Origin of the sequence: Gracilibacillus alcaliphilus (assembly GCF_016909015.1) — a bacterium.
GTDB classification, from domain to species: Bacteria; Bacillota; Bacilli; order Bacillales; family Amphibacillaceae; genus Gracilibacillus; species Gracilibacillus alcaliphilus.
In genome coordinates this window covers 1-15,795 of record NZ_JAFBFA010000058.1, presented here as the reverse complement: position 1 = coordinate 15,795, position 15,795 = coordinate 1, and the positions used below count along the sequence as shown (strand labels likewise).

11 protein-coding genes are annotated in these 15,795 nt (G+C 40.0%); 1 reads left to right on the top strand and 10 read right to left on the bottom strand.

What is annotated here, in order from left to right:
* Nucleotides 1-286 precede the first annotated feature (286 nt).
* From JOD18_RS23410 to JOD18_RS23400, 3 genes are read right to left on the bottom strand one after another with little or no spacing between them, the layout of a single operon-like run.
* Complete coding sequence (locus JOD18_RS23410) at nt 287-1,909, bottom strand: extracellular solute-binding protein (RefSeq protein WP_204671824.1); 1,623 nt, start codon at nt 1,907-1,909, stop codon at nt 287-289.
* A 26-nt stretch (nt 1,910-1,935) separates the two neighbouring features.
* Nucleotides 1,936-2,826 (bottom strand): carbohydrate ABC transporter permease, encoded by an 891-nt coding sequence (locus JOD18_RS23405; RefSeq protein ID WP_204671822.1) that lies wholly within the window; start codon nt 2,824-2,826, stop codon nt 1,936-1,938.
* A 15-nt stretch (nt 2,827-2,841) separates the two neighbouring features.
* Nucleotides 2,842-3,765: an ABC transporter permease gene (locus JOD18_RS23400; protein WP_239588330.1), complete on the bottom strand. Its 924-nt coding sequence runs from the start codon at nt 3,763-3,765 to the stop codon at nt 2,842-2,844.
* 340 nt (nt 3,766-4,105) lie between these two features.
* Between JOD18_RS23400 and JOD18_RS23395 the strand changes: the two genes are divergently transcribed.
* On the top strand, nt 4,106-4,750 hold the full coding sequence (locus JOD18_RS23395) for an HAD hydrolase-like protein (protein ID WP_204671826.1): 645 nt from the start codon (nt 4,106-4,108) through the stop codon (nt 4,748-4,750).
* Nucleotides 4,751-5,012: 262 nt separating this feature from the next.
* On the opposite strand, the gene JOD18_RS23390 is transcribed toward JOD18_RS23395, so the two are convergent.
* The 7 genes from JOD18_RS23390 to JOD18_RS23360 all read right to left on the bottom strand — a co-directional run.
* A complete protein-coding gene (locus JOD18_RS23390) occupies nt 5,013-5,633 on the bottom strand; it encodes a YesL family protein (protein ID WP_204671818.1) in 621 nt (206 codons plus the stop codon).
* A gap of 105 nt (nt 5,634-5,738) precedes the next feature.
* Nucleotides 5,739-7,064: an ABC transporter substrate-binding protein gene (locus JOD18_RS23385; protein ID WP_204671816.1), complete on the bottom strand. Its 1,326-nt coding sequence runs from the start codon at nt 7,062-7,064 to the stop codon at nt 5,739-5,741.
* A gap of 12 nt (nt 7,065-7,076) precedes the next feature.
* Complete coding sequence (locus JOD18_RS23380) at nt 7,077-8,672, bottom strand: response regulator transcription factor (protein ID WP_204671814.1); 1,596 nt, start codon at nt 8,670-8,672, stop codon at nt 7,077-7,079.
* The gene (locus tag JOD18_RS23375) at nt 8,669-10,450 is read right to left on the bottom strand and encodes a cache domain-containing sensor histidine kinase (protein ID WP_204671813.1); all 1,782 of its coding nucleotides are present in this window, start codon (nt 10,448-10,450) and stop codon (nt 8,669-8,671) included. Before JOD18_RS23375 ends, JOD18_RS23380 begins: the two co-directional genes overlap by 4 nt.
* 206 nt (nt 10,451-10,656) lie before the next feature.
* Nucleotides 10,657-13,995, bottom strand: a complete 3,339-nt coding sequence (locus JOD18_RS23370; RefSeq protein WP_204671811.1) for a GH32 C-terminal domain-containing protein — start codon at nt 13,993-13,995, stop codon at nt 10,657-10,659.
* Between the two features lie 224 nt (nt 13,996-14,219).
* Entirely contained in the window at nt 14,220-14,948 is a 729-nt protein-coding gene (locus JOD18_RS23365) for a nucleotidyltransferase family protein (protein WP_204671809.1), read from the bottom strand.
* Between the two features lie 170 nt (nt 14,949-15,118).
* A partial coding sequence (locus JOD18_RS23360) for an LPXTG cell wall anchor domain-containing protein (protein WP_204671807.1) occupies nt 15,119-15,795 on the bottom strand: 677 nt, incomplete at its 5' end.

The window sequence follows — 15,795 nt, the reverse complement described above, 5'->3', positions numbered from 1 at the left end:
TGAAAATGACCGTTGTTTGCCTGGATTAAGCTTTATTTCCAGTGATTTTATGGAAATTGGGTCATTTTCACTCTTGAAATTCCGAGAGTCTATTAAATCCCATTTAGTCATAGACTATGATTAATTAATTTGAATTTTAGCACATCTGCCCCACTTTGTAAAGCGCTTTCAAATAATAACAAACTGATTTCAGTGAAAATTCTTCTGGTACATTATATTTTTCTATTCAAAGAAAAGACCTTATAGAGTATGATTCTCCATAAGGTCTTTGATCTGTTATATCTACTTACTCTGCAGCGTCTGCCTCTGCTTCTGCATTTCTATCAAAGGCACCTTGCTTGATTTCCAACCATTCTTGATAACCTAAACGATCTAATTCTGCAAGGTACTCCTCCCATTCTTCATCTGCTTTACCATTGGTAATCCACTCTGCCTTCTTACGCTCTACATAGTCGAACAGATCTGTTTCAATATCAGTAAGTTGATCTAGCTCTTCTAAGGACATAAATACTCTTGGATAAATATTATCATTATTCATGTAAGGCACTAATGTTTCGTGCAGTTGGTCTAATCTCCAAGCAGCATCATCCGGCATAGTTGTTACATTATCATAATAACTGTCTAAAATCGCTAATGGTCCGCCAATCGATGTCTCTTCACGCAATTCTACTGGTGCCGTACCTTCTAATGGCAGGTGTTTTAACATCGCTTCACTTTCATCATATTCAAAGATGTTCTGCTTCTCTTCATCACCATAGGTTCCCCAGTTATTTTGCACGGATTGATGTGGATCATACAGCTGATCTATCCACTTGGCCGTTAGCTCTAAATTCTCATTGGCCGATGTAATTACCATTCGGGCACGGTCAAAGCCCATTCCGTTGGATCGTGCCACATGCTTACGTCCATCTGGTCCTTCTAAAGGAGGAAGTAATTCATAGTCTTCCATTCCTGAGATATTTGCTTTATCCCATGTGAAGTATAGACCATAGCGTCCTTCTTTCCCTTTGGCTAAATACGTATTCCATTCTTGTTCAAAGGCTTCCACATCAATTAAGTCTAATTCATATAGTTCATTTAAATAGTTGATAGCATCCTTATACCCTTCTTGTGCAGAGGTGAATAGAACCTCGCCATCATTGGTCACTACTGTATGATCCCAGTTCTCGCCTTCACCAAATGGTGAAAATAAGAAAGATACATCTTCTCCGCCATGGCTGATCATAAATGACAATGGAATCGTTTGACCGTCTCCAGCCATATCATGTTCTTTAAATGCAATTAATGCTTCTTTTAATTCTTCTGTTGTCGAAGGCATGTCTAAACCTAATTCATCCAGCCACTTCACATTAATCCAACCTGTAGCATCTAATGAGTGAATACTCTCTTTGCCAGAGCCTAATTCCTCTATCCATGGGAAAGCATAAATATGACCATCTGGCGCCGTCATCATAGCGCGGTACTCTGGCGCTTCTTCCAATACAGCCTGTAAGTTAGGCATGTACTGATCGATTAAATCCTCTACTGGAATAATTGCTTCATCATTAGCCAGATTTAGTAATTCATAATCGCTATATCCCGTATTCATAATCGCATCCGGCAGATCACCGCTAGCTACTGCCAAGTTGCGCTGTTCAGCAAATGATTCACCGGTAAAGTTCTTCCATTCAATATGAACCCCTGTCTCTTCTTCTAGGCGTTGCAAAATTAACTTATCATTCGGATCTTCAGGTGCCATTGGCGAGCTTTCGGTAATAAACTTAAGACTGATATCTTCTTCCTCTAATGGGAAGGTAATATCACTTAATTCATAATCTTCTGATGCTGCTTGATCGCTGTTACTGCAACCAGCAATAATTAGCAAACTAAGCAACATTCCAACTGCTAAATAACGATATAACCCTTTCATACGTTGAACCCCTCACTTTTTTTATATTATTTTAATGATCCGACCATGACTCCCTTTTCAAAGTACTTCTGGAAGAAAGGATACATAATCATCAATGGTAAACTAGCTATCACAATTGCTGAGTATTTGATCATTTCTGCCAAGCGCTGCAACTCTGCCCTTGCCATTTGATCGCCAATCATACCGGGTTGGACTTCATTTTGAATCAAAATATCACGCAAAATTAACTGCAATGGATAGAGACTGCGATCTTCTAAGTAAATCATCGCATTGAAATAGGCATTCCATTGACCGATAAAAGAGTATAATGCTAATACGAATATAATCGGTTTCGATAAAGGCAGAATAATACTTAAAAATATTCTTGTATCGGATGCACCATCGATCATTGCAGCTTCTTTGAGTGCTACTGGCAAGCCTTTGAAATACGTTCTGGCTAAGATAATATTCCAAACGGTGATTGCCCCGGGCAGGATAATCGCCCATGGTGTATTGAGCATGCCCAATTCTCTTACTAATAAATAAGTAGGAACCATCCCACCGTTAAAAAACATCGTAAAAATGAAATAGATCATAATCGCCTTTTTACCGACTAAACCATCAACTGACAGCGAATAACCGGCCATAATTGTAAACACAATGGCTACTAACGTAAATCCAGTTGCATAAATAATGGAATTGAAAAAACCTCGCATAATCGTACCATCTTGGAAGATACGGACATAACCATCAATGGTCCAATGACTAGGGTCAAAGGAAATTCCTCTAGTTAAGAGTACATCCGGCTGCAGGAAGGAACCTAACAGCACGTACAAAAGAGGGACAGTTACAATTAACACGATCAAGCTCAATACGATTTTGTTAAGAAACAGGATAAATCTATCGGTCTTAGAATTATTGATTAATTTGTTATTCATGGAACTGCCTCCTCTCTAATAAAGTGTTTCTCCGTTTACTTTTTTCACGATAAAGTTAACGGTGACTAATAAAATCAAACTAATCACTGAATTAAACAATCCAATGGCAGCACCAAATGACCAATCTGCTGCTTGTAAGCCTCGCTTATAGACATAGGTATCAATTATCTCTGAAGCTGGCAAGTTCATCGAAGTTTGGAGTAAGTAGGCCTTTTCAAACCCAATCGTCATAATTCCACCTACTGCCAAGATAAACAAGACAGTCATCGTCGGCTTTAACGTTTGTAAATCAATATGACGGATTCGCTGCAGCAAGGAAGCACCATCAATCGTTGCCGCATCATGTAATTGCGGATCAACATTGGAAAGCGCCGCTACATAGATAATCGAGGCAAATCCTGCTCCCTGCCAAATCCCAGAAGCAATAAAAATGGTCCGGAAATATCCCGGCTCTGACATAAATGAAACCGGTCGGTCTAATACAAGACCAAGCAAGGCATTTAATGGACCAGCTGGTGATAAGAAAATAAAAATCATCCCCGCAATAACTACTACTGAGATAAAGTGCGGTGCATAAATGACTAATTGGATATTCTTTTTGATGCCTGCTCGTCTGACTTGATTCAGCATCAGTGCCAAGATAATCGGGACTGGGAATCCTAGCAATAGCTCAAATGTACTCAGCTTAATGGTATTTACAAATATTTGCTGAAAATTAGGCGATTCCAGAAATTTGCGAAAATGTTCCAACCCCACCCATTCACTCGCTGCAATCCCTTTCAAAGGACTGAAATCTTTGAACGCAATCGTCACCCCGTACATAGGAATATAATTGAAAACAAATACTAAAATAATAGCTGGTAATAAAAATAAATAGAGAATATAATTTTTTCGGATATATGCTAGCGGGCTATTTTTCTTTTTTTCGGCTTGTGGCATGCCACTCGTGATGGTATCTGACTTTGGTGTCGCCATCCAAACCCCTCCTTTATCCAAGTGCTTCACTTGGGCTGTGCTTTTCATAACCTAAATATATCAAAGATTGTATGCGTTTTATTTCAATATCTTAGGCAGATGGATTATAAATTTTTTGGATTATTGGGGGGGGTTTTCAAAGATTTCTAAGAGAATTAGATTTGCGGCATTGGATCGGGGTCTTTGGACTTGGATGTGGATAGAAATAATAGATGAGGAAAATTATTAAAATGTCGTTACTCTTTTTTGTTGCAATTATGGTATCGTTACATCAACAGGATTTATCAATAAGGAAGGGGGAAGTATAGTGCAAGCAGTCATTTTTGATATGGACGGAACCTTATTTCAAACAGATAAAATTTTGGAAGTGTCATTGGAGGATGCTTTTAACCATTTAGCTTCTTTAGGGAAATGGGAAGGTGCTATCCCAATCGATACATTCCGCGAGATGATGGGCGCACCTTTGCCTGAAGTATGGGAAACTTTAGTACCAAATCAACCTGTTGAATTAAGAGAACAAATAAATGATTATTTTCAAGAGAGATTAGTTAAAAATATTAATAACGGAAAAGGGGCATTGTATCCGCATGTAGAAGATACTTTTGCGCATTTAAAAAATAGTGGATTATCTATATTTATTGCTAGTAATGGTGTACCCCAATATTTACGTGCTATTGTTCGTTATTATCATCTAAACAATTGGGTTACAGAGACATTTAGTATTGAACAAATTACATCATTCCATAAATCTGATTTAGTGAAAACTATTTTAACTAAATATGAAATTGAAGAAGCTGTGGTGGTTGGAGATCGGTTATCAGATATAAAAGCAGCAAAAGATAATGGTCTAACAGCTGTTGGATGCAACTTTGATTTTGCCAAACCAGATGAATTATCACAAGCAGATTTTATTATTAACGATTTGTTAGAATTAAGAAGTATATTATAAGTGATTTTTTGTGGATGGTTAGATTATGGAGCCCGTTTTAAGATTACAATAAATATGAAAAACGCTGAATCTTTGGCAAGGCTTAAGCATACAAAAATAGACGTGGAAGCCTATTGAGGCGTGGACTGGGGAATGACTTTTCCTCTGCTTCTGTCCATGACAGCCTTGTTCTTAACCACTGCCTTGCACATGCTTTTATCATTTTTCCCCATAAAAAAACCTGCGGAGCCGTATTTCTCTTGCTCTTCGCAGGTTTATCTGATTATGCCGATTCCTGTAGTATTTGCTTCTTTGGAAATGATAGTGAGGCGATCTTCATCACTACAAAACTCATCAAACTGGCGCCTAGTACGAGCACGATGGCTGGGATTAAAATATATAGAAAGACTACTGCCGCAATAAAGGCTACTAACATCATCGTTTGCAAGGGACGGGCAATCGTCAAAATACAAGCATACTGGAGATATTCTTTCCATGTCAGATCAAAGTGAACATATACCGGAAAAACATATAACAGAGCGACTAAATACAATACACCGATAAGCAGAATAAGATTAAATAATAACACTTGTACACCTTCATGACTGATATTCTGAACGATGCGAAAATCGATTAACAAGAATAAACCGATCAAAGAAACAATATATCCGAGTAAATTCGCGGTCTTGAACGATGCCTTAAATTGGCTAACAAATTCAGGAAATATTGCCGTATCTTCATCTTCCAAAATCATTTTCCTCACCACAGCGAATAAAGCTGCAGTTGCCGGGAAGAGACCAAAGATAACTAACCCTAACAAAGTAAATACTATCCATAATACATTCAAATATAGTAAGTTAAAGCCTAGATTTCCTATCCGCATATACCATCTTTTTTCTATCATATCGGCTCACTCCTTCTCTATCCCCACTGTAACAAAAAAGAATAGCTATCGATTGCAATATTTTTGGAATCTGGATTATAAAATCTTTGGCATCCAAGCAAAAAATTAATCGACCTCACTTAGTCGCTGATTAATCGTTTCTACCGCTTCCTCTACAGCCGTCTCCACATCTTGATTCGCTAAACCAATATCTTCAAACAATTGCTTAATCGCTATGCTTATATCTGGATAAGCAGGCGTAACCGGGCGATTTTTGGAATAGGAATAGGCCTGTTCTGCGAAAATATTATATGGATACGTATTAAACTTAGGCAGATCCTCCGCTACAGAATACCGTGCAGGGACTTCACCTGTGATCGAGCTGTATTTTTTCATAGCTCCATAACTGGTGACATAACGGATAAACTCCCAAGCCTCTTCCGGATGACTAGTGGAGGACAGCATACCGAGTGCCCAGCTGCCATTAGGAACAACTTGATAGTCAGCCTTTGGAAGTGGGGCAATACCAAAGTCTTCCCCTAACTTTAATCCTTGTTCCTCCAAATCTGTTATCGCCCATGTCCCCAATATTGTCATCATCAATTGATTATTTTCAAAAGCTGAAGCGGGCAGCTCTCTAACAGCTACTTTATCCTTATGATATAAATCTTGATAAAATTGTAACGCCTCGATCGTCTCCTCCGAATCCAAGTATCCGCTCGCTGTTGTTACGTCTGGGCTGACTACCTCGCCGCCAAACTGCCAGATAATCGGAAGCTTAAAATAAGCAGGTGCCTCACCACTGCCAAAACCTTGAGCAGGATCTATACCATAAATCTCTTCTTCCGGACGTTGGCCTGCCTTTAGTAACTCGACCACTTCATCCCATGTCAGCGGCTGATCGGGATCACCCTCTGGAAAAGGGAGACCTGCGTCCTCCAATAAATTCATATTGTAATATAAGGCAAGACTTGACTCAATTAATGGCATTAAATACAATTGATCCTTATAAGTCAGTCCTTCCATAATGGCCGAAGAAAAATCATCCTCTATTCCGTCTGCCTCTGTCAAGAAATCATTTAATGGCATTAAGATGCCTGCGTCTGCATATAAAGCTAGATACGGACTATCAATCGCCATAATATCTGGTCCTATTCCAGTTACTAATTCGGTGCGCAGTTTCACTTCATAATTGACATATTCGACATTCTGCATCGTGACATGAATATTGGGATGAGCTTGATGAAAGTCTTCCAAAATCTCGTTATAGGCCTTATTTTCTGCTGCATTTCCATAATTCCGCCAAAATGTTAACTGAACAACCTCCTCCTCCTCATCCATTTGTTCAAGGTCTTCTTCTTGTAAGGACAACGGGCGTACCAATATAACCAGATAACCGATGATCACACTAACTAACAGCACAAATAAACTGGTATAAATAATTCGTTTCATCATTCATCACCTTTATTCCATTCCGACTGATTTTCGATAATTAGCTGGCGTGTCACCTACATGTTTCTTAAAGACTGTACTAAAATAAGCAGAACTTGAAAAACCGACTAAATTCGCCACATCAATAATTTTCAAATGGGGGTCTTCCAGAAATTTCTTTGCCTCCTTTACCCGTACCTCTGTTAAATATTCACTAAAATTTTTGCCGATTTGCAGCTTGAAAATTTCTGATAAATACGCACTATTAATATGAAAAAGCTCTGATAGGGTTGTTAATGAAATATCATTGCCATAGTATTGATCAATATAGCGGCGGACACCGTCAACGATCTGTTTGCCATCTGTTGTTCTTGTACTACGAATCTGCTCAACGATTAACGCTGCAAGTTTGGTAAGTTGGGTTCTTACTTTATGTTGAGCATTCAGCTCCCAAATGCCTTGCTGGCACTGCCAGACTACTTGTTGGGTATCACTGGTCTCCACATCGTATTTCTTAGCAATCGAGCCTAGACAAAACAGAATCCGATTGGCTACAATCGAAAACGATTGTACCGATTGATTCGTCTCTTCTCCTAAAAGAATCTCCAATTCCTTATCAAACCTAGGCATATCCATCTGTTCAATAGCATTAATAATATGCTTCTCTAATTCTGGTGAAAAATCAACCAATCCTTCTCTTCGTACATGTTCATCAATTACCTGAGAGTGTTGACCTAGCTGACTTTGACTCCACGAGAGTAAGCTGGAGATATAGCCTGTCTTAAATTCAGGCAAGCCATTTACTGGATTACCGATTCCGATCACCGGCTCTAATTTTAATAAGGTTTTGATTTGATGCTGAATCGATTTTACAAATTGGACGGGCTGGTTAGCAACCCCCTCTTCTAATAAAGTCAAAAAGTGCATCATATTGGTATAACTAGGATCATAAAAGGCAAATATTCCTGAACGTAATTCAGCCAATTCTTTGCACAGCATTTGAAAGGCCATTCTTAATTCGTTGACCCGGTTAGCCTGACCGCTAAAGTCTCTTACTTCGACTGTTATAAATTGAGCGTTTAACTGATCCTTCAATAACAGATCAAGCTTCAACTGCTGCAGCCGTTCCTGCACCAAGCTATACTGAAACCATTCTTCCTTCACTAGTGATAACAAGTACTGTTCCTGTACTTCTTGCAGCTGTGTCCTTACTAATCGTTTGACTCGATCCAGCTCCAATTGTTTGGTACGGTCTTGGTCAATTTCTATTCTCATTTGCTGTAATACTTCTGTTAATTCATCCGGATCTACCGGCTTCAGTAAATAGTCCCTCACTCCTTTTTTCATCGAGTTTTTTACATATTCAAAGTCAGAATAACCAGATAAAATAATAACCTTAATATGAGGATGCCTTTCTTGACAGTTTCGCGCCAGCTCAATTCCGTCCATCACCGGCATTCGCACATCTGTCAACACAAGATCTACCTTCTGTTCCTCAAGACGAGCTAAAGCCTCTTCTCCATTAGCTGCCTCTGCTGCAATCCGAAACCCCAGTTCTTCCCAATCTACTTTCCATTGTAATCCTCTGCGTATTTGCACTTCGTCATCTACGAGTAAGACATTTCTCATGCTTCGTTCCCCCTTTCCTCTGTTATTTCCAATGTGATGGTTGTTCCTTGCTGTAACACTGTATCGATCTGATAGCTAAAACGTTCGCCATAATATAAATGCAGACGATCCAACACATTTTTCAGCCCAATGCTGTTACCACTGCTTTCTAAGGTGTTAGCTTGAGTCGATATCGATAAACTCTGAATCACTTCATCTGGTATCCCGACACCATCATCGGCAATTTGCAATATTAACTGATGATCTCGATAGCTGGTCGTTACCGTGACATTGGCATGGTTCTTAGACATCAAGCTATATTTTACCGCATTCTCCACCAATGGCTGAATAATAAACTTAATAATTGGAAATTGCTTCGCCTGCTGGTCTTCCACAATAGTGATTTGGAGATCTCCTTCATAGCGCAGCTCCAAAATTTTAGCGTAATTGCGGATATATTGGATCTCATCTGCTAATGTCACCAAGTCTGATTTGGTATTTAAGGCATAACGGAGCATCTTTCCTAAGTAAACACTTACGTTCATGACCTCTCTATTTTTCCCTTGTGCCGCTAGTCCCCCAATAATTTCAAGGGTATTATTCAAAAAATGAGGATTGATTTGCAGCAATAAGGCTTTGTATTCGGCATTACGCCGGCGGATATTGGTTTTGTATTCACTGTCAATCAGCTGTTTCAAGCGATCCATCGTGTGATCAAATACCTGTAACAGATAACGAATTTCATTATTTTCTGATCGAATCGTCGGCATGACGTTCTTTGCGTTTTCGAAATCACCCTTTTCCAAGTAGTTCATCGCCTTCATCAATCCCCTTAAAGGATCGGTAATAGAAGAGGAGAATAAGAACGAAGCGATAATCGTCGTCACAAACAGGCCAATACTTAATAATAACAGACTTGTCTGTAATTGATTCGAGCGTGCAAACAAATCATCCTCGGTTACTTCACTCATTAAAATCCAATCCCCCACGGACAACTGCTGATAGAACAACAGGTAATTTTCCTGTTCATTTTCTATTTCGAGCAACCCCTGCTTCCTTGGCTGATTCGCTATCTGTTGCAAGGACTGATCAATGATAGCTTGCGGGGTATGAATTTCCCCTGTTAATACATTGGCTCCTTGATGATCTACAATAAAGGCATGGCCATGTTCCCCTATTTTTATCTTGGCCAGCGATTCTTCGATCATTTCCGTAGAAAAATTAACCTTAATCACCCCGCTATCTTGCAAGGTGTTCAGATCCACCAACGGGATCAAATGACTGTTGATCGGCATATCTCGCATGAGTGCTGATTGCTGATTGGTATCAATATGAGAATGGGTAAACGTCTTATCTTGCTGGATAAACTCCTGATACCATTCCGTATTGTCTAAGTTTGGGTAGTTTCCCCAAATTCCTTCTCCATCATGGGTGAAGATGGAAACAGAGATATTATTTGAATTGTTGACCATCATGGAACCCAACATAGCGTTTAGTTCATTTCTGACAACTAGTCGAGCTGTGGTCAATGTCTCATTGTCATGATTGTTATTTTCCACCCGCAGCCAATCTTGTGTAATCGAATTAACCAATACCTGCTGCCCTACATCAGCAGCCTGCATGGTGACTGAATCTATATAGAGTGAGAATTGATCCATCATCCCGATCGTTAACTCTTGTGTTTGCTCCCTAATATAGTTAGTAAATAAATTAGGCATAATAAGAGACAAGATTAAAAAAGGAATGGTTAATAAACAAGAAAAAACAAGAAATAATTTATTTCGTAAAGACAAAAACATCTGCATTCCTCCGTATCAAGTCTCATTAACTGCATGTTCAGCAAAAGGGGCAGCATCGGTTTGGAACAACCGCTATAACTGCTCATACCATTTCCTAAATTATATCACTACTTGGAAAGAGCTTTCTTCAAATACTGCATCTCACTTTATTACTGGCCAGCAGGGAAAAGGGAAGCGATAAAATCTCCCCTTTTTTCCTGCTTTATTTACTTAAGAGATGAGAATATATCAGATGATACTTGCCACTGCTGACCGGCCAGTCCCTCTTGGAATTCTGCCAGTGTCAGTGTCCCATCATCAGTTACCGTTAATACTTGCTCATTATGCAGAGAACGGATAGTAACGGAATCAGGCTCTGTTTGTTCGATCAGCCAGCGCTGATTGGCAAACCCAAGGTAATCATATAATTGGATTTTTTGCTGATTAGTATCAAGATCAAACGCCTTGCCATTTTCTGTTCTAATCGAATATGAACCGGCCTCATCACCTGTTGGCAAGAGGGACCATGTCGTTGATTCTTCTGCTAATACAACCGGCTCTCCATTGTTTAAGTTAGCGGTATATAACGATTGGCCTGTCTCCACATTGGTGAAGGAGGTTTGTGCTAAGTCTGCATCCGATATTTGACTTATTTCTACATGTTGATAAGTCGCCTGTCCGCCAAATACATTTAAACCAAAATGTCCTTGAGCAAAAGTCCCATCTTGGAGATCCATGATATTCTCACCGTCAACATCCACACGAATATGAGGCCCATCTGCTTCAATTTTGATCGAATACGTTTTGCCTGGCTGAATAGATGTTGGAACATTGCCTATAATCATCCGATCTTCCAAATGACCATTTACCTTATAGAACAACCGGAAGGCCTTCATATTAGGATCTAAATTAAAATAATATCCGCTGCTGCCATCTTCACTAGCCCGAAAGACAATAGCACCTGCTCCACCCTCTGGACTCAGTGTCATGTCGGCTTCATACACAAAATTGCCAGCTGTCTCTTCCGCCATATAATTGGCGTCACTTGTATGCGTACCACGAATTCCAGCTTCTGTTGTCAGCCATTTTACTGTAGATGGATTGGCGTGCCAGCCTGTCAAATTAGTGTTAAATTGGCCATTATATACCTGCACTTCTACTGTCTCTGCTACCTTTTTATTTGGTGTTGCAACCGTAATCGTTGCTTCTCCCTCACCAACTGCTTCTAGTTCAGCCTGTTGATGATCTGAGGAAGTAATTCGAACGACATCCTCATCAGAGGAAGACCATTTTAATGGCTGAACACCATTTCCCTTACCATTTTTTACTGCGGCTTGAAGCGAGAGCGTCTTCCCGATATTCAATTCTCTTTTGCTTGTATCGATTACAATGCCGGTTCCCTCTTCGTTAGAACGATCCCAAATGTCTGTTAACTGATTAACCTTCAGTGAGGTAATCTTCACCGGACCATCTTTCGTATAGAAACTCATCCCTCTGCTTGTTGCTGCAGGAAAAATCACATTAGAGAAAACCACTTGTCCATCATTAGCAAATACCTCCACCGAGCCATTGTCCACCAAAATATTCAATGTTATCTGCTGGTCGTCTGGCTCTAAATCTGCTTCATGTCTGGTCGTAAATTGATTTGAAAAGTCTGTTCTCCCAGATTCTGAACGATCAACAAATATTTGCTGATCAGCCGGGCGGTAGCCGATCACACTTTTTTCATCGCCACCTTGACGAACTTGAAAACCAAATTCCGATACCTTACTATCAGATGGAATCTCGATTTCAGCTTCAATTTGGTAAGATTCGCCTTCGATTTTCTTCAACAGATTGGCTGTATTACCTTCATTTATTTGTTTGTTACTTGTTTCAAACATAGTCTCACTAATGGATGACAGTTCTTCAATTGGTGCTTGCGCAAGCCTGATTCCTTGTCCTGTATCAATTAATCTTAATTCCCTTGGGATAGTTAGTTGTCCTTTCCATCCTTCTGTCGGGAAATCAAACGGATAATCCCAGTTCGTCATCCATGCGATTGTAATCCGACGATTATCCGGCATATTGGCAAATGACATCGAGGCATAAAATTCCTTACCGAAGTCAGTCTTTAATACATCACCTGGTTCATTATCGTTGATAAACGTTCCTTCTGCCGTTAATTCACCAATAAAGTATTCGGCATCCGATCCTTCTGTATTAGGGTTGGCTCCTGTGCTAATCATTAACACCCATTTTGTCTCGTCGGTTCCTTCCACTGGCAATTCAAATAAATCTGGACATTCCCACACTCCGCCTCGTACATAGTCACCATAGCCAAAGCTGTCGGTATGTTCCCAATCAATCAAATTATCTGAGGTAAAAAAGCGAATATGATCGCCACCTGACACTACCATAATCCATTGATCGTTCTCTTCATCACGAACCACCTTGGGATCACGGAAATCCCAACTGCCTGGTTCATCTTCTGTTTTGCCAGGGTTCTCAATCACAATTGGGCGCTCTTCAGAATATTCCCATGTACGCCCCTTGTCATGGCTGTAAGCAAGACCTATTCGCTGATTGCCATTCTCACGATCAGGATTGAAAGAAGTATAATAAGCCACTAATCCTTTTCCACCTGTTTCAGAAAAAAGCCCCGATGCATTACTCTCATCAGCTACGGCCGAACCTGACCAGACATGACCATGATCATTCCATGGTAAAGCAGTCGGCAAGTGCTTCCAATGTAGCAAATCTTCACTAACGGCATGTGACCAAGTACCGCCATCTTGATGAAAGAGATGATATTCCCCTTCAAAATAAACAAGCCCATTTGGATCACTCGCTGAACCTCTTGCTGGTGTATAGTGGTAATTAGGACGATAATTTTCTTTATAATATTGATTGGTTGGTACTACATATACATCTTCAAAATAAGAGGTGCCTGACAAATTGACAAAGCCAGTTTGTCCTTCTTGATACTGCTCATCGGTATGCTCAATGGCCGGCTCACGATAACCATCAAGATAGACAGTAACTTGCTGTCCCTTCACAACCAGTTCTAGATGATGCTTCGCACCACTGATGGAAGAATAGGACTGATCCGAACTTGCCAACAGCGTACCATCCAATAATTGCAACTGCACCTCAACCTGATCATCCTGTTTACTTAATACTACTTGGTAACCAGCCGTTGCCTCTTGATTCGTCCGGAAAGCAAATCCAGCAGCACCTGCTTCCTCATCAAAGGAGATATCCCCTTCCCAGACAAAATTATTTGTCTGTTTCTCATACAATTGATATCCTGCTCCAATAGCCTTCATTCCTTGAATATCTGGCTGCCACTCTCCTTCTGTCCTAATGACCTCGCCAAGATTATGAGCAAATCCACTGACATTCACTGTACCCTCTAGCTGGCTTTCCTCTTCCGGATTCCAGTTCTGTAAATTAGTATTAGCTTTACTCATTTCGTCCCCCTTATTTTCTGCAGCTTTTAGTTCTGTATAAATCATAACCGTGATAACTAGCATAAACAACGTAATCCAAATCAAACGCTTGGTTATCTTTTTCTCATTGATCATAATTCCTCTCCTTTCATTAATTGATTAAAAAAGCGACCTTTCACCTCCTATTAGCTGTCAACCGGTTGACACAATATTTATAAATAACGTATAAAATACAAAACTATCATAAAGCAACCGTTTACACATGTCAAGCGGTTGTCATGAAATTCATTTATTAATTTAAAGAGGTGGAGACTATCAGTGACTGAAGCCTCCAATCCTTATCTTGACAGCTTTCTTGATTAAAACAACTCCTGCACCTTCTGATAGCTCTCTAATGTGCCAATATCATAACAGACACCATCAAAGCGAAAAGCTCGTACTTCTCGATGCTGGATCAGCCAAGGGATAAAATATCCTGGTGCATCCGGATTGTTGCCTGTGCGTAAATATTGTTTAATTAAGGGAACCGTTGTACTGCGGTAAATATAGAATGGTGGAGCTGCCAGATTAGATCGGGGCTGAGAAGGTTTTTCCTCAAATCCAATCACTACACCCGCTTCATCTATTTCTACCACACCCGTCTCCTTCAGTTCTTCCATGTCATCTAATGTTTGTAAGGTAATACAATCTGTCTCAACTTGTTGATAAAATTGCACAAAATCCGTTAATGCAAAGGTAAACAGATTGTCACCAGCTAATACCAAAATATCATCAGTAATCTTCTGGGCATCCAAGACATATTGAATATCGGCAATCGCCCCTAGACGATCTTCATTAGAGATGGTCTGATCATTCACAACCGTGATCGGTTTCTGTGATAAGTAATGTTCTGTCCATTCTTGAAAATGTGGAGTGAATTTCTGATTGGTCACGATATAGACATGATCAACCGCTTCAATAGTTTCGACCTGTTCCATCAAATGGTGCAATATGGGCTTGCCAGCAACTTCTAATAAAGGTTTGGCTTGATTTTTTGTTAATGGATATAGGCGTGTGGCATAACCAGCCGCTAGTATGATGCACTTCATCGTCTTCTCTCCCCTATTCTGATGATTTCCATATATATGAGGATGTTCACGGAATTTACTGCACTTTTCCTTATTATAGCATATCCTCTTATAAAACCTATGTAGTGACCAAACCAGAATCATAGAGAAGAAGCTCTCACCTTAATAGTGAAAGCTCCTTCTGTACTTGCTTATGATTCTTTTCTTCGCTTAGCAACAATCATAGCTGTCCCGCCTAAAATAAGGACGGCAAGACCAATCCACAATAGATTGAATGTGTTTGTTGCTGTGTTTGGTAAGCCTGAACCAGTTCCTGTATCACCTGGTTGATCAGTACTTGGTTGACCAACAACATCTTCTGTTTTGCCAGGATTATCAAGATCTTCTGGTTTACTCAGTTTCACTGGTATCCAGTCATTGTCTTCATCTTCTACTAGTTCATCTTCCGGTGATAACCCGCTAACTGTAGCTACATTGTTGATACCTTCATTATCCAGGTCTGCTTCTGTTACTGTGTATTCCGCAGTTCCTGTAGTTGTTTCTCCTGGTGCCAAGGTTGTTGTTTCTAATTCAATGGCTCCATCAATTCTTGGATCATCTACCACAATATCTGTCAAGGTTACATCACCCGTGTTTGTCACCTCAAATGCATAAGTAACCACTTGCCCGGCTTCTGTAACTTCTTCTACATCACTTGTCTTCTCCAAGCTGATTGCTGGATTTGGGGTATGTGGTACCAATGCTTCATCCTCATCGGTTACAGGCTCCTCATTCGGATCATGACCAGTTACCGTTGCATGATTCGCTACTTGACCGGCATCTACATCCGCTTGCGTAATCGTGTAGGTTGCTTCCGCAACTAACACAT